Origin of the sequence: Curtobacterium oceanosedimentum, assembly GCF_040545555.1 — a bacterium.
Lineage (GTDB): Bacteria > Actinomycetota > Actinomycetes > Actinomycetales > Microbacteriaceae > Curtobacterium.
The window spans coordinates 180,115-203,964 of sequence record NZ_JBEPMD010000006.1; the positions used below are offsets into that span (position 1 = coordinate 180,115).

27 protein-coding genes are annotated in these 23,850 nt (G+C 72.5%); 5 read left to right on the top strand and 22 right to left on the bottom strand.

What is annotated here, in order from left to right:
- Nucleotides 1-25 precede the first annotated feature (25 nt).
- Genes ABIC52_RS08590 through ABIC52_RS08605 form a run of 4 tightly spaced genes read right to left on the bottom strand, consistent with a single transcriptional unit; the run spans nt 26 to nt 4,486 of the window.
- Nucleotides 26-1,147 carry a heparan-alpha-glucosaminide N-acetyltransferase domain-containing protein gene (locus tag ABIC52_RS08590; protein WP_354027093.1) on the bottom strand — a complete coding sequence of 374 codons (1,122 nt, stop codon included), beginning with the start codon at nt 1,145-1,147 and terminating at the stop codon, nt 26-28.
- Between the two features lie 10 nt (nt 1,148-1,157).
- Nucleotides 1,158-2,528, bottom strand: coding sequence for an FAD-dependent oxidoreductase (locus ABIC52_RS08595; protein ID WP_354027094.1), 1,371 nt, complete (start codon nt 2,526-2,528; stop codon nt 1,158-1,160).
- Nucleotides 2,529-2,585: 57 nt separating this feature from the next.
- Entirely contained in the window at nt 2,586-3,662 is a 1,077-nt protein-coding gene (locus ABIC52_RS08600) for a polyprenyl synthetase family protein (protein ID WP_126891284.1), read from the bottom strand.
- A 32-nt stretch (nt 3,663-3,694) separates the two neighbouring features.
- Nucleotides 3,695-4,486 (bottom strand): demethylmenaquinone methyltransferase, encoded by a 792-nt coding sequence (locus tag ABIC52_RS08605; protein ID WP_126891285.1) that lies wholly within the window; start codon nt 4,484-4,486, stop codon nt 3,695-3,697.
- Between the two features lie 84 nt (nt 4,487-4,570).
- Here ABIC52_RS08605 and ABIC52_RS08610 point away from each other — a divergent pair, with 84 nt between their 5' ends.
- A complete protein-coding gene (locus ABIC52_RS08610) occupies nt 4,571-5,830 on the top strand; it encodes an isochorismate synthase (RefSeq protein WP_126891286.1) in 1,260 nt (419 codons plus the stop codon).
- A 51-nt stretch (nt 5,831-5,881) separates the two neighbouring features.
- On the opposite strand, the gene menD is transcribed toward ABIC52_RS08610, so the two are convergent.
- Nucleotides 5,882-7,684, bottom strand: a complete 1,803-nt coding sequence (gene menD, locus ABIC52_RS08615) for a 2-succinyl-5-enolpyruvyl-6-hydroxy-3-cyclohexene-1-carboxylic-acid synthase (protein ID WP_354027095.1) — start codon at nt 7,682-7,684, stop codon at nt 5,882-5,884.
- Nucleotides 7,617-8,009 carry a PLDc N-terminal domain-containing protein gene (locus tag ABIC52_RS08620; protein WP_209678549.1) on the bottom strand — a complete coding sequence of 131 codons (393 nt, stop codon included), beginning with the start codon at nt 8,007-8,009 and terminating at the stop codon, nt 7,617-7,619. Before ABIC52_RS08620 ends, menD begins: the two co-directional genes overlap by 68 nt.
- 78 nt (nt 8,010-8,087) lie before the next feature.
- On the opposite strand from ABIC52_RS08620, the gene ABIC52_RS08625 reads away from it, so the two are divergent.
- Entirely contained in the window at nt 8,088-8,429 is a 342-nt protein-coding gene (locus ABIC52_RS08625) for a DUF4229 domain-containing protein (RefSeq protein ID WP_209678552.1), read from the top strand.
- A gap of 24 nt (nt 8,430-8,453) precedes the next feature.
- Here ABIC52_RS08625 and ABIC52_RS08630 read toward each other — a convergent pair whose 3' ends face one another.
- Genes ABIC52_RS08630 through ABIC52_RS08645 form a run of 4 tightly spaced genes read right to left on the bottom strand, consistent with a single transcriptional unit; the run spans nt 8,454 to nt 11,956 of the window.
- Nucleotides 8,454-9,449, bottom strand: coding sequence for a 1,4-dihydroxy-2-naphthoate polyprenyltransferase (locus tag ABIC52_RS08630; protein ID WP_354027096.1), 996 nt, complete (start codon nt 9,447-9,449; stop codon nt 8,454-8,456).
- Nucleotides 9,450-9,473: 24 nt separating this feature from the next.
- Nucleotides 9,474-10,625, bottom strand: a complete 1,152-nt coding sequence (locus ABIC52_RS08635) for an AMP-binding protein (RefSeq protein WP_209824184.1) — start codon at nt 10,623-10,625, stop codon at nt 9,474-9,476.
- A 16-nt stretch (nt 10,626-10,641) separates the two neighbouring features.
- Nucleotides 10,642-11,571: a 1,4-dihydroxy-2-naphthoyl-CoA synthase gene (locus ABIC52_RS08640; RefSeq protein ID WP_126892716.1), complete on the bottom strand. Its 930-nt coding sequence runs from the start codon at nt 11,569-11,571 to the stop codon at nt 10,642-10,644.
- A gap of 40 nt (nt 11,572-11,611) precedes the next feature.
- Nucleotides 11,612-11,956, bottom strand: a complete 345-nt coding sequence (locus tag ABIC52_RS08645) for a hypothetical protein (RefSeq protein ID WP_126892714.1) — start codon at nt 11,954-11,956, stop codon at nt 11,612-11,614.
- A gap of 494 nt (nt 11,957-12,450) precedes the next feature.
- On the opposite strand from ABIC52_RS08645, the gene ABIC52_RS08650 reads away from it, so the two are divergent.
- Nucleotides 12,451-13,431, top strand: a complete 981-nt coding sequence (locus ABIC52_RS08650; protein WP_126890928.1) for an o-succinylbenzoate synthase — start codon at nt 12,451-12,453, stop codon at nt 13,429-13,431.
- Nucleotides 13,432-13,773: 342 nt separating this feature from the next.
- Here ABIC52_RS08650 and ccsB read toward each other — a convergent pair whose 3' ends face one another.
- From ccsB to ABIC52_RS08680, 6 genes are all read right to left on the bottom strand, one after another.
- Complete coding sequence (gene ccsB, locus ABIC52_RS08655; protein ID WP_126890936.1) at nt 13,774-14,754, bottom strand: c-type cytochrome biogenesis protein CcsB; 981 nt, start codon at nt 14,752-14,754, stop codon at nt 13,774-13,776.
- Nucleotides 14,755-14,762: 8 nt separating this feature from the next.
- Nucleotides 14,763-16,391 (bottom strand): cytochrome c biogenesis protein ResB, encoded by a 1,629-nt coding sequence (gene resB, locus ABIC52_RS08660; RefSeq protein WP_354027125.1) that lies wholly within the window; start codon nt 16,389-16,391, stop codon nt 14,763-14,765.
- 73 nt (nt 16,392-16,464) lie between these two features.
- Nucleotides 16,465-17,163: a cytochrome c biogenesis CcdA family protein gene (locus ABIC52_RS08665; RefSeq protein ID WP_126890934.1), complete on the bottom strand. Its 699-nt coding sequence runs from the start codon at nt 17,161-17,163 to the stop codon at nt 16,465-16,467.
- Between the two features lie 45 nt (nt 17,164-17,208).
- Nucleotides 17,209-17,820 (bottom strand): TlpA family protein disulfide reductase, encoded by a 612-nt coding sequence (locus ABIC52_RS08670; protein ID WP_126890927.1) that lies wholly within the window; start codon nt 17,818-17,820, stop codon nt 17,209-17,211.
- Nucleotides 17,820-18,476, bottom strand: coding sequence for a histidine phosphatase family protein (locus ABIC52_RS08675; protein WP_126890926.1), 657 nt, complete (start codon nt 18,474-18,476; stop codon nt 17,820-17,822). Before ABIC52_RS08675 ends, ABIC52_RS08670 begins: the two co-directional genes overlap by 1 nt.
- A 138-nt stretch (nt 18,477-18,614) precedes the next feature.
- A complete protein-coding gene (locus ABIC52_RS08680) occupies nt 18,615-20,105 on the bottom strand; it encodes a SulP family inorganic anion transporter (protein ID WP_354027097.1) in 1,491 nt (496 codons plus the stop codon).
- Between the two features lie 147 nt (nt 20,106-20,252).
- Between ABIC52_RS08680 and ABIC52_RS08685 the strand changes: the two genes are divergently transcribed.
- A complete protein-coding gene (locus tag ABIC52_RS08685; protein ID WP_354027126.1) occupies nt 20,253-20,627 on the top strand; it encodes a MerR family transcriptional regulator in 375 nt (124 codons plus the stop codon).
- A gap of 39 nt (nt 20,628-20,666) precedes the next feature.
- Here ABIC52_RS08685 and ABIC52_RS08690 read toward each other — a convergent pair whose 3' ends face one another.
- Complete coding sequence (locus tag ABIC52_RS08690; protein ID WP_354027098.1) at nt 20,667-20,879, bottom strand: hypothetical protein; 213 nt, start codon at nt 20,877-20,879, stop codon at nt 20,667-20,669.
- Nucleotides 20,833-21,213 (bottom strand): hypothetical protein, encoded by a 381-nt coding sequence (locus ABIC52_RS08695; RefSeq protein WP_354027099.1) that lies wholly within the window; start codon nt 21,211-21,213, stop codon nt 20,833-20,835. The genes ABIC52_RS08690 and ABIC52_RS08695 overlap by 47 nt, the downstream gene beginning before the upstream one ends.
- Nucleotides 21,214-21,353: 140 nt before the next feature.
- On the opposite strand from ABIC52_RS08695, the gene aspS reads away from it, so the two are divergent.
- Complete coding sequence (gene aspS, locus ABIC52_RS08700; RefSeq protein WP_126890923.1) at nt 21,354-22,694, top strand: aspartate--tRNA(Asn) ligase; 1,341 nt, start codon at nt 21,354-21,356, stop codon at nt 22,692-22,694.
- A 72-nt stretch (nt 22,695-22,766) separates the two neighbouring features.
- On the opposite strand, the gene ABIC52_RS08705 is transcribed toward aspS, so the two are convergent.
- The 4 genes from ABIC52_RS08705 to ABIC52_RS08720 all read right to left on the bottom strand — a co-directional run bounded on the left by ABIC52_RS08705 (nt 22,767) and on the right by ABIC52_RS08720 (nt 23,822).
- Complete coding sequence (locus tag ABIC52_RS08705) at nt 22,767-23,060, bottom strand: Dabb family protein (RefSeq protein ID WP_354027100.1); 294 nt, start codon at nt 23,058-23,060, stop codon at nt 22,767-22,769.
- The gene (locus ABIC52_RS08710; protein WP_126890921.1) at nt 23,057-23,320 is read right to left on the bottom strand and encodes a glutaredoxin family protein; all 264 of its coding nucleotides are present in this window, start codon (nt 23,318-23,320) and stop codon (nt 23,057-23,059) included. Before ABIC52_RS08710 ends, ABIC52_RS08705 begins: the two co-directional genes overlap by 4 nt.
- A gap of 83 nt (nt 23,321-23,403) precedes the next feature.
- Nucleotides 23,404-23,502: a 30S ribosomal protein bS22 gene (locus ABIC52_RS08715; protein ID WP_003792170.1), complete on the bottom strand. Its 99-nt coding sequence runs from the start codon at nt 23,500-23,502 to the stop codon at nt 23,404-23,406.
- Nucleotides 23,503-23,627: 125 nt separating this feature from the next.
- The gene (locus ABIC52_RS08720; protein ID WP_058729786.1) at nt 23,628-23,822 is read right to left on the bottom strand and encodes a helix-turn-helix domain-containing protein; all 195 of its coding nucleotides are present in this window, start codon (nt 23,820-23,822) and stop codon (nt 23,628-23,630) included.
- Nucleotides 23,823-23,850: the final 28 nt, after the last annotated feature.

Genomic DNA, 23,850 nt, shown 5'->3' on the forward strand with positions numbered 1-23,850 from the left:
CGCTCCAGGATCACCGCCCCACTCGTCAGCGGGCGGCCGGCACCAGTCGGGTGAGCCGCGCGACCACGCGCTCCAGCGGCCCGCTCCCGAGGAACGCACGCCACAGCATCGCGAAGAGCACCGACCCGATCGCGAACCACGCCCACACCGCGCCCGACTCCGGGTACTCCGGCAGCAGCGCGATGACGACCAGGTGCCCCGCGTAGACCGTCAGCGGCATCGACCCGACGGCGGCGAGCGGGAACGCGATCCGCGCGGCGGTCCGACCGCGACCGTCGAACAGCAGGGCGCACAGGGCGATCACCGCCACCGCGACCCCGGCGGTCGCCACGACGTCGACGACCGACGAGGAGTGGTCGCGCGGGGACAGCAGCAGCTGCGCGAGGGCCGACGCTCCCCCGCTGCCGTCCGGCGCCCACGGTACCCCGGGGAACGCCTGGGACACGGCACCGGCCGGGACCGGTGCCGTGACGTTCCCGACCACGTACGCGACGACCGCGACCAGTGCGCCGGACGTGAGGAGCGCGACCTGCGCACGCCGTGCCTCCAGGCCGATCCTGGCGACCGCGAGGCCGACCAGGACGTACGCCAGGAAGGTGACCAGCGGGTAGACGAGGCCGAGCTGCACCTCCCACATCCCGGCGCCCTCGTACAGCGGTACGACCGCGAGCGCGACGACCGGTGACAGCAGTGCGCACACGGACGCGACGACGAGGAGCCACACCGAGCGCCAGCGGAGCACCGGGAGCACGAGCAGGAACAGCGCGCCGTACGTGGGGAGGATGACGTACACGGGTGTGTCGAGTGCCATCAGCAGGAGCCCGACGGCGACCACAGCGGCGGCCCGGATGGCCAGTCGCGCTCGGATCCGCCCGATGACCGGTGGACCGGGAGGATCCGTCCGTCCGCTCGTCAGACCGATCGAGACGCCCGCGAGCACCGCGAACAGGGTGGAGGGCCGTCCGTGCGCCACGGCGGACCAGGTGCCGGGGTCTCCCCAGTCGACCTCGTCCGCGATGCCGCCGACGTGGGCGGCCATCATGCCGAGCAGCGCGAGCGCCCGCGCCACGTCGACGCCCTGCAGGCGACCGGGCGCGACGAGCACGTCCCGCACCGCGGCGGGCGGTGCGGGGCGTGCGGCGGTCATCGTGCTGCGGTCAGCTCGTGGGCGACGAGGCGCGTCGGAGGGAGACGTCGACCATCTCGTCGCGCGGGACGACCTTGATGCGTTCGCGTCCCTCCGCAGCGCCCAGGGCCTGCTCGTGCTCGTCCAGCGCGTGCCAGCCGTCGAGGTCGGTGTAGTCCACGCCGCGCTCGCGGAGCAGGGCGGGGACCGCCTCGGGCGACGGATCGGCCGGAGCCCACCAGGAGGCCTGGTCGTTGACGATGTGCTGGACGGTCTCCATCGCGTCGGACTTGGTGTGCCCGATCAGCCCGACGGGGCCGCGCTTGATCCAGCCCGTGGCGTAGACGCCGGGGACCGGCGATCCGTCCTCGTCGAGCACCTGGCCCTCGCGGTTCGGGATCACGCCGGTCTTCTCGTCGAAGGGCACACCGGGCAGCGGGGAGCCGAAGTACCCCACCGCGCGGTACACGGCCTGCACCGGCAGCTCGCGGATCTCCCCCGTGCCCTCGACGCCGCCCTCGCCGTTCGGCCGGGTGCGCTCGTACCGCAACGCCGTGACGTGGCCGTCCTCGCCGACGATCTCGACGGGCTTCGCCCAGAAGTGCAGGTGGAGCCGGCGACTGGCCTGCCCGACCTCGCGCGTGCGCCACTGCTCCAGGACGCGGTTCATCACCATGACCTGCTTGTTGGTCTGGATCGCGGTGAGCGATGTCTCGTCGTGGTCGAAGTCCTCGTCGTACACGACCATGTCGACGTCGCGGAGCTCGCCGAGTTCGCGGAGTTCCAGCGGGGTGAACTTGACCTGGGCCGGACCGCGCCGTCCGAAGACGTGCACGTCGGTGACCGGGCTCGCCTGCAGCCCCTCGTACACGTTCGCCGGGATCTCGGTCGGCAGCAGGTCGTCCGCGTGCTTCGCGAGGATGCGCGACACGTCGAGCGCGACGTTGCCGTTGCCGATCACCGCGACGCTCGACGCCGTGAGCGGCCACGTGCGCGGCACGTCCGGGTGTCCGTCGAACCAGCTCACGAAGTCGGCCGCGCCGTAGGAGCCGTCGAGGTCGATCCCGGGGACGTCGAGCTCGGCGTCCTTGATCGCGCCGGTGGAGAACAGCACCGCGTTGTAGTGCTGCTTGAGGTCGTCCAGCGTGATGTCCTCGCCGAAGCGCACGTTGCCGAACAGCCGGACGACACCGCGGTCGAGCACGTCCCGCAGGGCGTTCACGATGCCCTTGATGCGCGGGTGGTCCGGGGCAACGCCGTAGCGGACCAACCCGTAGGGCGCGGGGAGCTGCTCGAAGAGGTCGATCGACACGTCGGTGCCGTGCGCCTCGCGCAGCAGGATGTCCGCGGCGTAGATGCCGGCGGGACCGGCGCCGACGATGGCGATTCGCAGGGTGGGCACTGATGTCTCCAGTTCGTTCGGGCGGGGGCTCCCGGTGGGCCGTGACGGACCCTCGTGTCAGCGGCTGCGTTCGACGACGGACTCGGCGAACCGCGTCAGCGCGCGCTTCACGGTGCCGTCGGGCAGCGGTTCCAGGGCGGCGACCGCGTCCTCCGCCCAGCGGACGGCGACGGTACGGGTCGCGGTGGTCGCCTCGTGCTCCCGCAGTGCGGCGACGGCCGACTGGTACGGCGCCGAGTCGACCGCGTCGTCCGGGGCGTCCTTGACGTCGTGCTCGATGCGGGCGAGCAGGGTGGCTGCTCCGTCGTCACCGGCGGCGAGGCGACGGAGCTGCAGCAGCGGCAGGGTGTCCACGCCGGCACGCAGGTCGTTGCCGGCGATCTTGCCGGTGCGGTCCTTCGCCGGCGCGAGGTCGATCACGTCGTCGACGAGCTGGAAGGCGACACCGACCTTCTCGCCGAAGGTGCCGACGGCCTCGAGGTAGGCGCGGTCGGCACCGGAGAACATCACACCGGCACGGGCCGCGGTGGCGATGAGCGACCCGGTCTTGTCGCTGAGCACCTGGATGTAGTGCTCGACCGGGTCGTCCTCGGGCTGGGGGCCGGTCGTCTCGTGCAGCTGCCCCATGCAGAGCCGCTGGAAGGTCTCCGCCTGCATCCGGATGCCCTCGGTCCCGAGGTCGGCCGTGATGAGGCTGGCCCGCGCGAAGAGCAGGTCCCCGGTCAGGATCGCGACGTTGTTGCCGTAGGTCACGTGCGCGGCGGGGACCCCGCGGCGGACCGGCGCCTCGTCCATGACGTCGTCGTGGTACAGCGACGCCAGGTGCGTCGTCTCGATGCTCACCGCAGCCTTGACCACCGCGTCGGTCACGCCGTTGCCGAGCTGCGCGATGAGCAGGGTCAGCGTCGGCCGGATGCGCTTGCCGCCAGCCGAGAGCAGGTACCGACTCGTGGTGTCCGCCAGCGTGTCGGTCGAGCGCATGGCCTCCTCGAGGCCCTGCTCGACGAGCTCGAGCCCGTCGTCGACCGCGCTGATGAAGCGCCGCTCGGACGGGGTCGCGAACAACCGCTCGCCGATGCCCAGCGAGGCGCGGAGGCTCGGTGCGCGACGTGCGACCGGGACGCTCGGGTTCAAGTGCTGCTCCGTGTTCGGGGTCTGGTGACCGGTCAGGCGTCGCCGGGTTCGACGCTCGGCTGCTCGCCGGTGTGCTGGTGCTCGCGACGCGCCTTCGCCCGGCGGGCGACGGACTCGCGCACCTCGCCGGCGACGGGCTTGCGGCCGCGGTGCAGCGCGACGATGCCGGCGGTCAGGTTGCGGTGGGCGACCATCGTGAACCCGACGCCGCGCAGCCACTGGCTGAGGACCTGCTGGTCCGGCCACGCCTCGATCGACTCGGCCAGGTACCGGTACGCCGCCGGGTTGCTGCTCGACAGGCGCGCGATGCCCGGCAGCACGCGCTTCAGGTACGCGCCGTACCCGAAGCGCAGCAGCGCCATCGGGGGCGTGGAGAACTCGCAGATGACGAGACGGCCGCCGGGCTTGAGCACCCGGAGCATCTCGGTGATCGCCTGCATGGGGTCGTTGACGTTGCGCAGCCCGAAGGAGATCGTGACCGCGTCGAAGGTGTCGTCGTCGAACGGCAGGTGCTCGGCGTCGCCCTCGACGAACGTGATCTCGGGGTGTCGTTCGCGTCCGACGGCGATCATGCCCGCCGACAGGTCGAGCGCCGTGACCTCGGCACCCTTCTTCGCCAACGCAGCCGCGCTCGTGCCCGTCCCGGCGGCGATGTCCAGCACCGTCTCGCCCGGCTGGGGGTCGACCGCTCGGACCGTCGCGACGCGCCACAGGGGGGCGTTGCCCGCCGAGAGGATGTCGTTCGTGAGGTCGTACTTCGCGGCGACGTCGTCGAACATGGCCGCCACCTCGTCCGGCCGCTTGCTCAGGTCCGCTCTGCTCACCGCACCATCCTAGAGGTCGCGGCCCACCGCTGCCCGGACGCCCGGCCGGGGTCCGGCGGGTCGCCGCACGCGTACGATCGGGTCGTGACCCGAACCACCACGGCGACCCCCACGCTCACGGTCTCGACCCGGATCCTCGACGACCCGGGGGACGTCCTCCGCCACACCCTGCGGGATGCGCCGCTGGCCTTCGTCCGGAGCGGGGACGGCATCGTCGGGATCGGCGAGGCGGCGCGGTTCACGTTCTCCGGCCCCGACCGGATGCGCCGCGCGTCGGCGGTGTGGCGCGACCTGGTGCGGGGCGCCACGGTCGACGACCCCGTGCAGCTGCGCGGCACCGGACTCGTCGCGTTCGGGTCCTTCGCCTTCGCCGACGACTCCGCCGAGCAGAGCGTGCTCGTCGTGCCCCGCGTGGTCATCGGCAGGCGCCGCGGGAAGGCCTGGCTCACCGCCGTCGACACGACCCCGGACCCCGCACCCCTGACGTTCTCACGGACCTCGGTCCCGGTGCCGGCCGTCGGCGGGCACGTCTCGGTCGCCCTCGGCCCCGGGCAGGTCGACGAGGACGCCTACGCCGCGGCCGTCGCGGACGCGGTGCGCCGGATCACCGCGGGCGAGGCCGAGAAGGTCGTCCTGGCGCGCGACCTGGTCGGGACGCTGCCCGCCGGTGCCGACCGCCGCGCGGTCCTGCTCGACCTGGCGGCCGCGTACCCGCAGTGCGTCACGTTCGCCGTCGACGGTCTCGTCGGTGCGACCCCGGAGACCCTCGCGCGGACCGACGGCACGGAGCTCTCGGCACGGGTGCTCGCCGGCAGCGCGGCGCGGGGTACCGACCCCGTGTCCGACCGGGCTGCCGCCGAGGCACTCGCGTCGAGCGCGAAGGACGTCGAGGAGCACGGGTTCGCGATCGCGAGCCTGCTGCACGCGCTCCGGACCGTTGCGACCGACGTCCGGGCGGACCCGGAGCCGTTCCGCCTGCAGCTGCCGAACCTCTGGCACCTGGCCACCGACGTCCGGGCGACCCTGCCGGTCGGCACCACCTCGCTCGACGTCGCCGACGCCCTGCACCCGACCGCCGCGGTGGCGGGGACCCCCACCGACGTCGCCGTCCGCCTGGTCGCCGAGCTCGAGGGCGTCGACCGCGGGCGCTACGCCGGCCCCGTCGGCTGGCTCGGGGCGAACGGCGACGGCGAGTGGATGCTCGCGCTCCGCAGTGCGCGGATCGAGGACGACGGGACCGTCCGCGCGTGGGCGGGCGCGGGGATCGTCGCCGGGTCGGAGCCGGCCCGCGAGGTCGCCGAGACCGCGCTCAAGTTCCGCCCGATCCGCGACGCACTCGCCTGACGCCCGGGCGTGCGGACGCGCACACCCGCCCACGCGCCCACGCGCCCATCGTCAGTCGGTCAGCGGGACCTCGACGACCAGGCGTTGCGCCGGGTCGGTGAGGGCGCCCTCGAGGTCGGCCCACGTCGCAGCACGGCGGTAGGACCACCCGAGGCCGGTCACGACCCGCTCGACGTCGACGTGCTGCGGCGTGGTCATGACACGCCGCATGTCCTGCTCCGGAGTGGTCGCCGCGACCTCGAGCCCGCGGAAGATCGCCCCTCCGACGTCGTTGCCGACCACCACCTGGACGCGGTGGGTCGGCTCCTCGGTCCCGGTGACGAGTGCCCCGAGGTCGTGCAGGAGGGTCAGGTCGCCGACGAGCACCCGCGTGGTGCCGACGGAGTCCGGCGTCCGTTCGAGCGCGGCGGCGATGCCCAGCGCGGTCGAGACCGTCCCGTCGATCCCGGCGAGACCACGGTTCGCGTGCACCCGGACCTTCTTGCCGGGGACGTGTGCGTCGGCGACCCGGATCAGTTGCGAGGCGCCGAGCACGAGGCGGTCGTGCGGCCACGTCGCACCCCACACGGCGTCGACGAGCATGGTGCGGTCGACCGGCCGACGGCGCAGGGCGACCTCGTCACGCAGGTACCGGTTGCGCTCGGCGCGGTCTCCCGAACGCTTCGCGTCGAGGTCCGGTCCGGCATCGCCGTCCCCGAGGAGGGCGCGGCTCGTCGTCACCCACCGTCCCACCCAGGCGCGGTGCGACGGGGTGGCGCGGCCCGTCACGCGGACGTCGGACACGAAGGTGGTGGCGGCGTCCGGTCGGGAGGCTCGGGCCGGGTCGAACGGGTCGGCCCCCGGTCCGCGGACCACGACCGTCTCGACGTCCCCCCGCTGCAGCAGGGCGGGCACCTCGCGGCTGAGCGTCGGGTGCCCGAGGACGACGGCGCGGCGCACCGCTCCGCCGAGTTCCGGGTCCCGGAGGAGCTCCCGGTAGGCGACGACCAGGTTCCGCCCGAAGCGCGCCCCGCTCGACACCTCCGCCAGCAGCGGCGCACCGAGCTCCCAGGCGATCCGCTCGGCGTCCTCGCCGGCGTCGTGGCCCGCGATGACGACGGTCGCGGGCTCGTCGTCCGGCGCGAGCTCGGCGACCGGCAGTCCCGCGTGCACTCGACGACGGGCGTGCTCGGTGTCGACCTCGTCGTCCGGCACGGCCGTGACGTCCTCGGGCCGGAGTCCTGCGGACAGCGGCTCGCGGAACGCGACGTTGAGCTGGACGGGACCGGGCTGGCCGGTGTGTCCGGCCGCCACGGCGACGGCCTCGCGGGCGAGCGTCCGGACGGCGTCGCCGTCGACCACGCCGTCCGCGGTCGGCGCCTGCACGTCGCGGACGAACGACACGGCCGGGCCGAACAGCCCGGGTTGGACGGTGGTCTGGTTGCTGCCGATGCCGCGGAGCTCGTCCGGCCGGTCTGCGGAGAGCACGACCATCGGCACGCCGGAGTGGTGCGCCTCGAGCACGGCGGGGTGCAGGTTCGCGACGGCGGTGCCCGAGGTGGTGACCACCGCGGCCGGGCGACCGGACTCGACCGCGAGTCCGAGCGCGAAGAAGCCCGCCGTCCGCTCGTCGAGCCGGACGTGCACGGTGGTGCCGCCCGCGCGCTCGAGGGCGACCGCCGCGAGGGCGAGTGCCTGCGACCGGGAGCCCGGGCTCACCACGACGTCGGTCACGCCGGCGCGTGCGAGCTCCCGCAGGAGCGCGAGCGCGAAGTCGGAGGCCGGGCTGCCGGAGCCGACCGGTCCGTCAGCGATCGGCGGAGCGGTCGTCGTCTCGTTCGTCGCGGTCGCGTCGTTCGTCGCGGAGTCGGTCATCGCGGAACTGGTCCTCGAGGTCTCGGAGGGTTGCGTCGTCCTGGTCCGTTCCGGTGCGGAGTGTCCCGGTGCCGCGAGGGCCACCGAGGAAGTCGGGATCGTCTTCGGGTCCACGGTACCGGGGCACCGGGCCGGGCGTGGCGGGAGCGCGGCCGAGCACGAACCACAGCAGACCGCCGAGCACGGGCAGGACGAGCACGAGGAGGATCCACCACCCACGCCGCAGGGAACGGATGCGCTGACGCGGCATGGTCGCGCAGTCGATGACCGCGTAGACCGTGAAGGCCACGGCGGCGACGGCGACGATCAACCACAGACGGACCATGCGACGACTCTAGGCAGCGCGCCTGGGACCGACCTGCCCGTCAGCCGGCGCACGAACGACGGCACGTAGGATCGTCGGGTGAAAGCGTGGCTCGTCTACACCCTTGCCCGGCTCGGCATCTTCGCCGCGGCCCTGGCCGTCCTGCTCGTCATCGGTCTGCGCTGGTACTGGGCGGCGATCGGCGCCGCGCTGATCGGCCTGCTCGTGTCGTACATCGCGCTGCCCGGGCTGCGGGGGCGGGTGACCTCGAACATCGCCGCACGCCGGGGTCGTCCGGAGCGGGACGCCGACTCGGACTTCGAGGACGACTTCGTCGACGCCGCCGACACGGACGCCGCGGACACCGACGCGCCCGTCGCCGACCGGCCGGTGTCCGACGCCGACCGGCACCGCGAACGTCGCGAGCACGACGCGGAGTAGTCCGCGCTGCTCGCCCGGCCGCCCCTACGGCAGGAGCACGAGGGTCACGCCGAGGACGACGCCGTACGCGAGCGACGCGAACGACGACAGCTGCAGCGCCGTGATGAGCTCGCGCGGCTTGCGGGACGAGACGCCGATCGCGAGCGCCGGGAGCGCGAGCAGGAGCGAGAAGTACGCGAATCCCGTACGGAAGTACAGCAGCACGAACCAGAGCAGCACGACGTACGGCAGCATCAGGAACAGGCCGAACAGGACCCGTGCGACCGGCCGACCGACCACGACGGCGAGCGTGCGCTTGCCGGCCTGGCGGTCCTCGTCCACGTCGCGGATGTTGTTGACCATGAGCACGGCGCAGGCGAAGAACCCGGCCGCGACCGCCGCTGCCCAGCCGCTGGCGGTGATCGCCCGGATCTGCACGTACTGGGTACCGAGCACGGCGACCAGCCCGAAGAAGACGAAGACGAAGACCTCGCCGAGCGCGTTGTAGCCGTACGGCTTCTTCCCGCCCGTGTAGTACCAGGCCGCCACGATCGCGGCAGCGCCGACGAGGAGCAGCCACCAGGTGCCGGTGAGCAGCACGATCACCAGGCCCGCGACCGCCGCCAGTCCGAAGAAGGTCAGCGCGACGGTGAGCACGGTGCGGGGCTTCGCGAGCCCCGCCCCGGTGAGGCGGGCCGGACCGACGCGGAACTCGTCCGTGCCGCGGACGCCGTCGGAGTAGTCGTTGCTGTAGTTCACGCCGATCTGCAGGAACAGCGCGACCGCGAGCGCGAGCAGGGCGACCGCCAGGTGGTGGTCGCGCCCGAGGTACGCGCCGAAGTCACCCGGCTCACCGGAGTCGACGAACGCCACGCCGGTGCCGAGCACGACCGGCACGACGCCGAGCGTGAGCGTGCGGAGCCGGGCTCCGCCGATCCAGTCGCGCGCGGTCGCCCGCTGCTTCGTGCGCTGCGGTGCCGCGGCCTTCGCCGGGTTGCCGCTGCGGCCCTTGACCGGGGTCCTGTTCTTCGTACGTGCCACGGCCGACCATCGTATCCGTGACGACTACGGGGTCGGTGCGCTCCCGGGGTCGGCGAGCGCCCGGACGGCCCGCCGGTCGGGCTTGCCGGACGCGAGCATCGGCACCGCGTCGACGACCAGGACCGCCGCGGGGCGGGCTGCGCGCCCGAGGGTCGACGCGACGTGGGCGCGGACCGTGTCGAGGTCCAGCGGGCGCTCCGTGACGACGACCGGCACCTCGCCCCACTCCCCCGAGGCCCGCCGGGTGACGACCGCGGCGTCCTGGCCGGGCAGCTCGCGCACCCGGCGCTCCACCGCGCCGAGCGGGACCTTCTCGCCGCCGGAGACGATGACGTCGTCGAGCCGGCCGAGCACGCGGAGCCGACCGTCGTCGCCGATCGTCGCGGCGTCGCCGGTCCGGTACCAGCGGTGTCCGTCGCGCTCGACGAACGTGTCCGCCGTGCGCGCCGGGTCGTCCAGGTACCCCTCGGCGAGCATCGGCCCGGCCAGCTCGAGGGCGCCGTCGACGAGTTCCGCGCGGACCGTCCCGAACGGCGTGCCGTCGTACACGCAACCGCCGCTCGTCTCGCTCGCGCCGTAGGTCGTGACCACCCGGACCCCGGCGTCGAGGGCGCGCTGCCGGAGCGGCGCGGGGGTGGACTGTCCGCCGACGAGCACGGCGTCGAAGCGGGTCGCGGCAGCGGTGGCCCGGGGGTCGTCGAGCACACGGGCGAGCTGCACGGGCACCAGGGACGTGTAGCGGCGCGGCGCCTCGGGTCCGACGTCGAGCCGGTCGACCGCGTCGGCGAACGCGCCGCCGTCGAAGTGCCCCGGCGGGACCACGACCGGGTTCGTGCCCGCCGCGATCGAACGCGTCAGGACGTTGAGGCCGGCGATGTAGTGCGTCGGGAGCGCCAGCACCCACCGACCGGGCCCGCCGAGTGCGGCATCGGCGGCCGCGGCGCCCGCGAGCAGGGCGTCCGAGGACAGCGCCACGCGCTTGCCGGTGCCGGTCGACCCGCTTGTCTCGACCACCAGGGCGACCCGCTGCGCGACGTGCGACGGCGGCGGTGTCGGCAGGGGCGGGGTGCCCTCGGCGACGGGGAGCAGTGCGGGACCGCCGGCGAGCGCAGCCTCCAGGCCGCGCAGCACCGCCGACGGGTCGGAGGCGCCGACCGGGACCAGCGGGCGGCTCACCGTCGGGACCCGCGGGTCAGTAGTGCCACGGGAACGAGGTCCACTCGGGCTTGCGCTTCTCGAGGAACGCGTCGCGACCCTCGACCGCCTCGTCCGAGGCGTAGGCGAGGCGCGTCGCCTCGCCCGCGAAGACCTGCTGGCCGACCATGCCGTCGTCCACCGCGTTGAAGGCGTACTTGAGCATGCGGATCGCTGTCGGGGACTTGCCGAGGATCGTCTCGCCCCAGCGGATCGCCTCGCGCTCGAGGTCCTCGTGCGGGACCACCTTGTTCACCGCGCCCATCTCGTAGGCGCGCTGCGCCGAGTACTCCTCGGCGAGGAAGAAGACCTCGCGCGCGAGCTTCTGACCGATCTGGCGGGCGTAGTAGGCGCTGCCGTACCCGCCGTCGAACGAGCCCACGTCGGCGTCGGTCTGCTTGAACCGACCGTGCTCCGCGCTCGCGATCGTCAGGTCCGCGACGGCGTGCAGGGAGTGCCCGCCGCCCGCCGCCCACCCGGGCACGACGGCGATGACGACCTTCGGCATCATGCGGATGAGGCGCTGGACCTCGAGGATGTGCAGCCGGCCCATCGACGCCTGGGCGGCGGCGGGGTCGACGCCCTCCGGCGGGGCGCCCTCGTCGCCGACGTACTGGTAACCGCTGCGGCCGCGGATGCGTTGGTCGCCGCCGGAGCAGAACGCCCAGCCGCCGTCCTTCGGGCTCGGACCGTTGCCGGTGAGCAGGACGACGCCGACGTGCGGGTCCTGACGGGCGTCGTCGAGGGCGCGGTAGAGCTCGTCGACGGTGCGCGGACGAAAGGCGTTGCGGACCTCGGGCCGGTCGAAGGCCACGCGGACGATGCCCTGCGACACGTGCTTGTGGTACGTGATGTCGGTGAAGTGCTCCGCGACCGGAGCGGCGGTCCAGACGTCGGGGTCGAACAGGTCGGAGACGGGAGCAGCCATGTCCCCACCGTATCGCCGGGGTGCGACCCCGGCGCGAGCGCTACGTGCCGGCCAGGGCCTCGGGGGCGAGGACGACGAGCAGCACGATGAGGATGACCGGGTTCGCGAAGAACGCGAGCACGACCCCGACCGCGCCGTACCAGCGACCGAACGAACCGACCGCGGCGATGAAGCCGAGCACCGCCGCGATGAGGGTGAGGAAGACCACCACGAAGCAGATGCCGAACGCGAAGGTGGTGTCCCCGCCCATGAAGACCGCGAAGGCGCTGGCGTCGACCGCTGCGGAGACGACGGCGAGCCCGAGGGCGATCTTGCCGACGATCGGGTTCCGGCGCCGACGGGCGGACCGTTCGAGCACACGGGGGTCGACCGTGTTCCGCTGCATCAGACGTTCGAAGTCGCCTGTGTCGGACCGCGTGCCGGGGGTCCGGGATGCGGCGGTCCGGCCGGCGGCGCTGGTGGTCTGCCGGGTCGTCACCGGGGCGGCCGCACGCTGCGCAGCGGTCGGCTGCGCGCCGGCCCGCTGCGATGGAGCACGCTGGTCCGCTGCACGCTGGGCCGCTGCACGCTGCGCGGCTGCACGTTGCGCGGCTGCACGTTGCGCTGCGGCGCGCTGCTGCGGATCCGACGCCACCGGCCCTCCCTCTCCTCGGTCGCCACACGGACGTGCCACGGTGGTCCGTGGCGCCGTCGACGCTGGGCCGACCGGTGCATGCTAGTGCGCGGCCCTGGCGGTCGGCTCCGAGGAACCGGCGGGAGCGCTGGACGCGGGCCGACCCCGCGCCGCCGGTCCCGTCGCGCCGCCGGTCCGGTCGCGCCGCCGGTCCGGTCGCGCCGCCGGTCCGGTCGCTGCCACGCCACGTGCGCGAGGATTGCGGTGTGATCCCCGACCTCGCCGACCTCCTTGCAGACGCCCACGTCGTCGCGCTCCCGATGCGCGTCCGCTTCCGCGGCATCACCGTCCGCGAGGCCCTGGTGCTCCGCGGGCCCGCCGGGTGGACGGAGTTCTCGCCCTTCGTCGAGTACGACGACCGCGAGGCGACCGCGTGGCTCCGGAGCGCCGTCGACTTCGGGTGGAACGAGCACGACGCCGCAGCCGACTCCGTGCCGGTGAACGCGACGGTGCCCGCCGTCGGGCCGGGCGCGGTCGCCGACCTCCTCGCGCGGTACCCGGGCTGCACGACCGCGAAGGTCAAGGTCGCCGAACCCGGCACGAGCATCGAGGACGACGTCGCCCGGGTCGCGGAGGTCCGGCGCGTGATGGGACCGGACGCGGCCGTCCGGGTCGACGCGAACGGGCTCTGGTCCGTCGACCACGCCGTCGAGGCCCTCGAGCGACTCGCACCGTACGGACTCCAGTACGCCGAGCAGCCGTGCCGGTCCGTGCCGGAGCTCGCCGAGCTCCGGCGCCGGATCGCAGGGCTCGGCGTGGCCGTGGCCGCCGACGAGAGCGTCCGTCGAGCCTCGGACCCCCTCGCCGTGGCCCGGGCCGGAGCGGCCGACGTGCTCGTCGTGAAGGCGCAGCCCCTCGGCGGGGTCACCGCGACCCGCGCGATCGTGGCCGAGGCCGGTCTGCCGTGCGTGGTCTCGAGTGCGCTGGACACCTCGGTCGGGCTCGGGACCGGTGCGTTCCTCGCGGCGGCGGCGATGTCCCCGGGCTACGCGGCAGGACTCGGGACGGCCGCGATGTTCGAGACGGACGTCGCCGCACCTCCCCTGCTGCCCGTCGACGGTCGGGTGCCGGTGCGTCGCGCGGAGGTGTCGCGGGAGCTGCTGGAGCGGAACGCGACGTCACCGGAGCGCACGTCGTGGTGGCTCGAGCGGCTCGAGCGGGTCCAGGCCCTGCTCGCCGCGGCGTAGACGCCGGCGGCGGGCGACGACGAGCGAGCAACCGGACAGCACGGTGTCCGGGCGGCGACGAGCGCGCAGGACATGCCGCTCACGTCCGCCGGACGGGCGGGACTCGTCAGCCTCGACCGCCGAGCGTGACAGATCGTGCCCGCTCGCACGAGCCAGGTGGCCCTGGACACGACGGACGGGAGGCGGGGGGGGCCCGGGGGCCCCCCCCCCCCGCCCGCCCCCGGGCGCCCCCCCCCCCCCCCGCCCGGGGGGGCCCCCCCCCCCGGGGGGGGGGGGGGGGGGCCCGGCGGCCCCCCCCCCTCCCGTCCGTCCCGGGCTCGCCTCAGCGACGCCCGGCGGGGCTCACAGCCCCGAGTAGCTGTGCAGGCCCTTGAAGAAGACGTTCACGACGGAGAAGTTGAACATCACCGCGGCGAAGCCGATGAGCGCCAGCCACGACGACCGGGCACCACGCCATCCGCGGGTCGCACGGGCGTGGATGTACCCGGCGTAGACGACCCAGATGATGAAGGTCCAGACCTCCTTGGTGTCCCACCCCCAGTACCGGCCCCAGGCGCGCTCGGCCCAGATCGCGCCGGCGATCAGCGTGAAGGTCCACAGCACGAAGCCGACGAGCAGCACGCGGTAGGTCAGGACCTCGAGCCGGTCGGCGTCGGGCAGGGTCTCCATGAAGCGGAGCTGCTTCGACGCGGGGCGACCCTGACGGTGGGTCTGCACGAGCTGCGCGACGGCGAGCCCTGCCCCGAGGGCGAAGAAGCCCGTGCCCGCGATCGCGACGAACACGTGGAGGACGAGCCAGTACGACTGCAGCGCGGGCTGCAGCGGGACGACGGGCACCCAGTAGTTCACGGTCGCGATGCCGAGCAGGATGATCGTCAGCCCGGTGATGAAGACACCGAGGAACTTCAGGTTCTGCCAGAACTGCACGAGCAGGAAGATCAGCGTGATCAGCGCCGTGCCGGTGAGCGAGAACTCGAACATGTTGCCCCACGGCACACGGTCGGCCGCGATGCCGCGCAGGACCGTGGCACCGACGTGCAGCACGAGCGCGAGGATCGTCATCGCCATGCCGACGCGTTCGAACTTGGTGCCACCGCCGCCGGAACTGCTCCGGCCGGTGTCGACCTTCTCGAGCACGACCGTGCCGCCCTGCACCGTCGCGACGGTGCGTTCGGCGGGCGCAGCCGAACCGGCACCGGCGGCCGACGCCACCTGGCCGGACCGCTTCGCCATGTCGAGCGCGAACGAGATGAACGCGATGACGTAGACCGCCATCGCGGAGTACGTCAGGACGACCGAGTAGGTCGCGAGGTTGGTCGTCATGTCCGGGTTCACGCAGGGATCCTAACTCCGAGGTCCGACAGGTGCCTCTTGGCGATGTCGTCGACGGCGCGCTCGAGGTTGGGGTCCTCGCCGCGCGCCAGGCCGGCGTACTCGAGGTCGTACTCGCCGTGCTCGGCTCCCCGACGCGGGACGGCCTTCACCCACACGCGGCGGCGGGGCACGAACAGCGAGGTGAGCAGCCCGAGCACCGCGAGCACCGCGAAGCCGGCGACGAACAGCTGCGACGGGTCGTGGTGCACGTCGAGCGAGACGTACCGCTTCACGCCGTCGAAGGTGATCGAGCCGGTGCCGTCCGGCAGGGTCTTCGTCTGGCCGGGCTTGAGCTCGACGCTGGCGGTCTTCGACTGCCGTCCGGCGATCTGCTCGAGACCGCTGGTGTCGAGCGAGTACACGCTCTGCGGCACGCCGCTGTCGAGACCGAGGTCGCCGCGGTACACCTGCAGCGTCAGGAGCGGGTTCTGCGCGTCCGGGTAGGCACTGGCGAACGCCCCGGTCGACAGCTTCGACGCCGTCGGGTAGAAGAACCCGACGAGTCCGAGCTGCGACGGCGAGGCGTCGGGGACCTTGATGACACCGGTGGACGTGTAGTTCGCGTCCTCGGGCAGGAACGGCACGACGTCCTGGAACGCTACGTTCCCCTTGCCGTCGCGGATCGTCACCTGCATCGCGTAGCCGTTCCCGAGCAGGTAGACGTTCGTCCCCCCGACCGAGAGCGGGTCGTTCACGCCGATGCGACTGGTCTTCGGCTCCTCGCCCTTCTCGCGACTGGTCACCGTCGCGGAGTAGTCGAGGGCCTGGCCGAGGGCGTCGAGGTTCTTCTCCTCGTACGTCGTCGTGAACTTGTCGAGCGTCAGGTTGTAGCCCTGCAGGTCGGTCTGCCGGAACCAGCGGCCCGGGTTGAAGGAGTCGTACGAGCCGAGGACGTTCGAGAACGTCTGACCCTCGACCAGCAGGCGCTGCCCGGTGTAGCTGAACCCGCCACCGAGGCCGACCGCCACGAGCACACCGACCAACGCCGCGTGGAAGACGAGGTTGCCGGTCTCCCGCAGGTAGCCGCGCTCCGCGCTCACCGAGTCGCCGAACCGCTCGACCCGGTAGCCGGATCGCTTGAGCAGGGACGCCGCGCGGGTCACGGCGTCGTCGACGGACGGGAGGCTCGTGGTCGCGTCCGCCTCGACCGGCACGGACCGGTAGCCGGCCAGTCGACCGAGGCGCACCGGGGTCTTCGGCGGTCGCGTGCGCAGCGCCTGCCAGTGGTGCTTCGTCCGCGGGACGATGCACCCGATGAGCGAGACGAACAGCAGCAGGTAGATCGCGGAGAACCACACCGAGGTGTAGGTGTCGAAGACCTGCAGGGTGTCGAGCACCGGGAACAGCTGCGGGTGGTCCGCCTTGTACTGCACCACGCCGTTCGGGTCGGCGGTGCGCTGCGGCACGAGCGAGCCCGGGATCGCGGCCAGCGCCAGGAGCATGAGCAGGAAGAGCGCGGTGCGCATGCTCGTGAGCTGGCGCCAGAAGAAGCGCACGGAGCCGACGAACCCGAGCTTCGGCTGCGTCGGGCCGTCGTCGCCGCCTGCCGTCGGTGAGGCGCTGTCGACGTGGTCGGACGGGCGCATCGGGTCGACGCCCGAGGAGGCTTCGTCCACCGGAACGGGTCCGATGCCGGGTCGCTCGGGGGTGGCGTCGTGCTCAGACCGCGGGGACAAAGCTCTGGATCACCGCCCCGACGCTCGACATGACGGCCGACCAGATGCCGGTGACCATGAGCAGACCGATGACGATCAGGATCGCTCCTCCGATGATGTTGACGGTGCGCATGTGGCGCTTGACGGCACGGATCGCTCCGGTCGCCCAGCCTGCGCCGAGCGCGACGAGGACGAACGGGATGCCGAGCCCGAGGCAGTACGCGACCCCGAGCCACATGCCCTGCCACGCACTCCCGGACTGCACGCTGAGCAGGTTGATGGCGGCGAGCGTCGGCCCGAGGCACGGGGTCCAGCCGAGCCCGAACACGATGCCGAGCAGCGGTGCCCCGACGAGACCGGTCGCGGGCGTCCACGACGGCTTGATCGTGCGCTGCAGGAAGGTGAAGCGTCCGATGAACACCAGGCCCATCACGATCACGACGACACCGAGCACCTGCGTGATGAGGTCACGCCAGCGGACGAGCCAGAAGCCGAGGGCGCCGAAGACCGTCGTGTACGCGACGAACACCGCCGTGAAGCCGAGCACGAAGAGCACGACACCGAGGACGACGCGACCCCGACGCTGCCCGCCCTCGGCGATCCCGCCGACGTACCCCAGGTACCCGGGGACGAGCGGGAGCACGCACGGGGACAGGAACGACACGAGACCGGCCAGGGCGGCGACGGGCAGCGCCACCAGCATCTGGCCGCTCAGGATCGCGTCGGCGAAGGGGTTGCCGGGCACGGGTCAGGACGCCTTGCCGTCGAGCTCGTCGCCGACCAGGGTCTGCAGGATGCTCTTGCCGTCGATCGCGCCGAGGACGCGGGCGGCGACGCGGCCCTGCTTGTCGAGGACGATCGTGGCGGGCACGGCGTTCGGCGCGATCTGCCCGGACAGCGCGAGCTGCACGGCGCCGTCGCGGGCGTCCAGCACGGTCGGGTAGTCGACGCCGAAGGTTCGCTCGAACGCCGCCGCGGTCCCCTCTTCGTCACGGACGTTGACGCCCACGAAGACCACGTCGTCGTCGGCGTACTGGTCGTGCACCTGGTTGAGGTACTTCGCCTCGGCACGGCACGGCGGGCAGCCCGCGTACCAGAAGTTGAGCACGACGACCTTGCCGCGGAGCTCCTTCGCCGAGACGGTGCCGCCGTCGGTGTCCTTCGTCGTGAAGTCGACCGGGGCACTGCGCTGGTCGGCCGCGACCTCGGTCACCGCTCCGGTCCCCGAGATGTAGTTCTGAGTGGTGCCGCTGCCGTACTGGCGGGACAGGTCGTCGTTCGACGACGAGCACCCGGCGAGCGCCAGGGCTGCGATCACCGCCGAGGCCGCGACGGCGACGATCCGGCTGCGTGCGGACATCAGACTGCTCCTTCGTCGACCGCAGACGCACGCAGGGACTGCGCGGGGTCCGCGTACCCGACCTCGGTGAAGCGACCGGACGAGGTGGCGGGCACACGCTCGAGGGTCGTGATGCTGGACAGGTCGCAGCGACGCTTGCGCGGGTCGTGCCAGAGGGGCTCCCCCGCGAGCTTGCGGTGCACGGTCCAGATGGGCAGCTGGTGGCTGACGAGGACGACGTCACCGCCGTCGACGCTCTCCCACGCGGACGTGACGGCGGCCAGCATGCGGTTCGCGATGGACTCGTACGCCTCGCCCCAGCTCGGCCGGAACGGGTTCGCGATCCACGGCCACTCGGCAGGGCGCCCGATGGAACGCTTCGTGAAGCCGGGGCGCTGACCCTCGTAGCGGTTCGTGGGCTCGATCAGCCGTTCGTCGAGCGAGACCTCGAGTCCGTACGCGGCAGACCACGGCGCCGCGGACTCCTGCGTGCGCTGCAGCGGCGACGCGACGATCCGTCGGACGTCCACCCCGGCGTCGTGCCAGGCGGTCGCCGACGCGGCGGCCATCCGGGCGCCGAGTTCGCTGAGCCCGAAGCCGGGCAGCCGACCGTAGAGCACTCGCCCCGGGTTGTGGACCTCGCCGTGCCGGACGAGGTGGATCCGTGTCGCGGGCATGGGTTCCAGTCTAGGTCGCTCCACCGTCATCACCCGCCCCACAGCGGATTCACCGGATGTGCGACCACTCAGCCCCGCCCGGCCGGCTCCACCCGGTCCGCCCCACCCGGTCAGCCCCACCCGGTCAGCCCCACCCGGTCAGCCCAGTCGACCGGTCAGCCGGCCGTGCAGCGCCACCGATCCGGTGTTGAGGTTCACCACCTCGACGGTCGACCCGTGCCGGGCGTACCGCTGCTCCACCCCGTCGAGTGCCGCGACCGTGCTCGCGTCGAACACGTGTGCGGCCGACATGTCGACGATCACCCGCTCCGGGTCCTCGGCGTAGGAGAACCGCGTGACGAGGTCGTTCGAGGAGGCGAAGAACAGGGCCCCCTGCACGCGGTAGCGCACGGTGCGCTCGTCGACCGGCTCGCGGACCACGGAGACGACGTGCGCGGCTCGACGGGCGAACACGAGGGCCGCGACCACCACGCCCACCAGGACGCCCGTGGCGAGGTTGGCGGTCGCGACGACCACGACGACGGTGATGACCATGACCGCCGTCTCGCCGAGCGGCATCCGTCCGAGCGTGCGCGGTCTGATGCTGTGCCAGTCGAAGGTCGCGACGCAGACCATGAGCATCACCGCGGTGAGCGCCGCCATCGGGATCTGCGCGACGAGGTCGTGCAGGACGATGGTCAGCACGAGCACCGACGCGCCCGCGGCGAAGGTCGACACCCGGGTCCTGGCGCCCGCGGTCTTCACGTTGATGACCGTCTGCCCGATCATCGCGCAGCCGCCCGTCCCGCCGAAGAACGCGGAGGCGATGTTCGCGATGCCCTGACCCCACGACTCCCGCCACGCGCTCGAGCGGGTCTCGGTCAGCGAGTCGACGAGCTGCGCGGTCAGGAGCGTCTCGATGAGCCCGACGATCGCGACGCCGAACGCGTACGGCGCGACGATCTGCAGGGTCTCGAGCGACAGCGGGACCGTGATGCCGCCGAAGCCCGGCAGGGCGGTGGGCAGCGAGCCCTCGTCACCGACGGTCGGCACGGCGACGCCGAACACGATCGTGATCGCCGTCACCACGACGACCGCGATGAGCGGCGCCGGGACGGCCTTGGTCAGGAAGGGGAAGGCGACGATGATGCCGACACCGAGCGCCGTCAACGGCCACACCACGAGCGGCACGTCGTCGCCGAACAGGTTCGGCAGCTGCGCGGTGAAGATGAGGATCGCGAGCGCGTTGACGAAGGCCACGTTGACGCTGCGCGGGATGAAGCGCATCAGCCGGGCCACGCCGAGGAACCCGAGCACCAGCTGGAACACACCCCCGAGCACCACCGCGGGGACGAGGTAGGCGATGCCGTGGTCCCGCACGAGTGGCGCGATCACGAGCGCGACCGAGCCCGCGGCGGCCGAGATCATCGCGGGTCGACCGCCGACGATCGAGATCACCACCGCGATCACCACGCTCGAGAAGAGCCCGACCGCGGGGTCGACGCCCGCCACGACCGAGAAGGAGATCGCCTCGGGGATCAGGGCGAGGGCCGTGACCACGCCGGCCAGGACCTCACGGGTGAGCAGGCGGGGCGACCGGAGCGCGCTGAGGACACTGGGCGCCGCAGGGGCGTGGGGTGCGAGGGACATCACCGGCAACCCTACCCTGACGTGAGGGTAGGGTTGCACGCGGCACCGAGCGACGACGGAAGGAGGTCTGCCACCATGACGACCGTGAGCTCCCCCGCAAGCAGGCCCGACGACCAGGCGCCCGACGATCAGGCGGTACTGGACACCATGCACATCGGCGAGCTCGCCGAGCGTGCGGGGATGTCGCTGCGCACGATCCGGCACTACGACGAGGTCGGCCTCCTCGTGCCGAGCGGCCGGACCACGGGAGGCTTCCGCGTGTACACCGCGCAAGACCTCGAGCGACTGCTCGTCATCCGGCGGATGAAGCCGCTCGGCTTCACGCTCGACGAGATGGCCGAGCTGCTGCGGGTCGTCGACGCCCTGGCTGATGCCGCACCCGAGGACCAGCCGGCACTCGCCGGCCGGCTCGACGCGTCGCTCGAGGACGCCCGCGCCCGGCACGCGAAGCTCGTCGAACGGGCCGGGATGGCCGAGGAGTTCATCGGCACGCTCAGCACGCTGCGCGCCACGCTCCCCTGAGTCCCGGACCACACCCGGCAAGCCGAAGACACCGCTCGGTCACCGGTCGACCCGGAGCTCCCCGGCCTCGATGAGCCGCGCCCGCTCGCGGTGCGCCGCCCGGAGTTCATCGCGCCACCTGAGCAGGTCGTCGTGGGCCCTGATGATCCGTCGTGCCTCCCAGGGCCGGAAGCGGTACTGCCGTCGGATCAACTGCCGCCACTCTTCACGATCGCGTTCGATGAGCGCGACCACCGGGTCTTCCACTGCCATCTGCGTTTCCTTCCGTGATGAGGTCGAGCACGATCTTGCCGATCGCGGCGTCGTCGGCGCGAAGGATCTGCATTCTGGACATCGCCCGAGCGCTGAACCGACCGACCTCGGTCCGGCCGACGTCGTCGGCGCACACCTGGTCGACCGTCCACACGAACCGTGCCCAGGCTCGGTCGCGTTCTTCGCGCGCGACGTCCCGCCGCCACCGCACCAGCGCCCAGACGCCGCCCACCGCCGCGCCGACCAAGGTCAGCACCGACCCGACCGCAGCCGCGACCACCGCCGCCACCGCGACGGGCGGCCAGGCCGCGAGCCCCACTCCCGATGCCGTCATCCGGGACCCCTCTCGACTCGCGACCCGACCACGCGGACGACGGTACGGAAGCGCCGGGGCCGAGCCGCGCCTCCCGGCCGGAGCTGTGGAGAGAACGGCCCGCGACCCCTCCTGTGGAGGAGGCCGTAGACTCGACGACCGTGATCGAACGCACCCGCATCGCCGACCTCGCCGCCCTCCCCGACGGCCCCGTTGCCGTCGCCGGCTGGGTGGAGACCGTCCGCGACCAGAAGAAGGTCCAGTTCGTCGTCCTCCGTGACGAGACCGGCGCCGCGCAGCTGGTGAACCCCGCCACGCGCGAGGCCGAGGACGGCGACGACGACGCCCAGGCCCGACTCGCCATCACGAACGAGATCTCCGGGCTGGCGCACGGCACCTTCGTGCACGTCCGCGGCACCCTGAAGCACGACGAACGCGTGAAGCTCGGCGGGCTCGAGGTCAAGGTGGGCTCGCTCGAGGTCGTCAGCGCCGCGAAGCCGGAGACGCCCATCGCGGACGACTCGTCGCTCGACAAGCGGCTCGACTGGCGCTTCCTCGACCTGCGCAACCGCAAGCAGAACCTGATCTTCCGCATCCAGACCACGCTGGAGCACGCGTTCCGCACCTACTGGGTCGAGCGGGACTACATCGAGATCCACACCCCGAAGCTGATGGCGTCGGCGTCCGAGTCGCGCGCCGAGCTCTTCCAGCTCGAGTACTTCGAGACCACCGCCTACCTGGCGCAGTCGCCGCAGAACTTCAAGCAGATGGCCCAGCCCGCCGGGTTCGGCGCGGTGTTCGAGATCGCCGACGCCTTCCGTGCGGACCCGTCGTTCACGAGCCGCCACGCCACCGAGTTCACCAGCGTCGACGCCGAGATCTCGTGGGTCGAGTCCCACGCCGACGTCATGGCGATGCACGAGGAGCTCCTCGTCGCGGGCTTCACCGCCGTCGCGGAGAAGTACGGCAAGGAGATCGAGGAGGTCTTCGGCTTCGAGTTCGTCGTGCCGACCGCCCCGTTCCCCCGCGTCACCCTGGCCGAGGCCCGGAAGATCGTCGCCGACAGCGGCTACGAGGTGGTCCGCGCCGACGGCGACCTGGACCCCGAGGGTGAGCGCCGCGTGAGCGCCTGGGCGAAGGAGACGCACGGCTCGGAGTTCGTGTTCGTCACCGACTACGACGCGTCGATCCGCCCGTACTACCACATGCGTCACGCCGACGACCCGACGCTCACGAACAGCTACGACCTGCTGTTCAACGGTGCCGAGATCTCGACCGGCGCCCAGCGCGAGCACCGCGTCGACGTGCTCGAGGCGCAGGCCGTCGAGAAGGGCCTCGACCCCGAGGAGCTCGGCTGGTACCTCGACTTCTTCCGCTACGGCGTCCCGCCGCACGGCGGCTTCGGCATGGGCCTGGCCCGCGTGCTCATGCTCGCGTTGCACGAGCCGTCCATCCGCGAGGTCACCTACCTGTTCCGCGGGCCGACGCGCCTGACCCCGTAGTCACGACCGACGACGACGGCCACCCTCCGACAGGAGGGTGGCCGTCGTCACGTGCGGGCCGGGAGGCGCGGCTCAGCCCTCCCAGTCGATGGCCGCCCGCCCCGTGACGAGCTCGCGGATCTCCGCGGCCGCCGCCTGGTGGTCCGGGTGGAACTGGTACTCGTCGAGACCGGCGAGGTCGTCGAAGGTCGCCACGACCGCGAAGTCCTCGTTCTTCCCCGGGTACGCCACGTTCTCGACGACCTCGAGCGACCGGATGGACCCGATGGTCCCGACCAGCCCGGTCAGGAGACCGCGGGCGTGCTCGATCGTCGCGGTGCGGTCGAGGTCCTCGCGGACGGTGAAGGAGACGACGTGGTGGATCATGCGCTGGCCTCGGCCTGCTCTGCCTTCTCGAGGGCACCGTGCAGCCGGTCGGCGTCGACGTGCCAGTTGCTGTGGACCCGCCCGTCGACGAGCACGACGGGGATGTCCTCGGCGTACTCCTCGCGCAGCGTGTCGTCGTCGAGGATCGACCGCTCCTCGAGCGTCGTACCGGGATGGGCCGCCACGACCTGCTCGACGACCGGGCGGGCGTCGTCGCAGAGGTGGCAGCCGGGCTTCGTCAGGAACGTCACGGCGGGCATGCCCCAACCATAGACCGAGCCGACACGGCTCCCGGGAACACGAAAGCCCCGGCGGACCGGGGCTTCGGGTGCAAGTACTGGACTTACTTCTTGTTGCGACGCTGGTGACGCGTCTTGCGAAGGAGCTTGCGGTGCTTCTTCTTCGCCATGCGCTTGCGACGCTTCTTGATGACAGAACCCATAGTGGACCTCGCTCGGAACGATGCTGATGTGTGGACACCGGGCCCGAAGAGACCGCGGAAAATCAACCCGGCCGAGTCTAGCGGAGCGCAGCGGTCCTGTCGAACGAGCGCGGGCCGGGGCGACCTCAGCCGACGTCGGCGATGCCGCCGCGCAGGAGTTCGGCGACGGCCGACTCCGGGACGCGGAAGGACCGGCCGAACCGGATCGCGGGGAGCTCCCCCGCGTGCACCATGCGGTACACGGTCATCTTCGAGACGCGCATCATCTCGGCCACCTCAGCGACGGTGAGGAAGCGCACGTCGTCGAAACTGCCGGTCATGGTCCGCCTTCGGGTACCCGCGGATCGC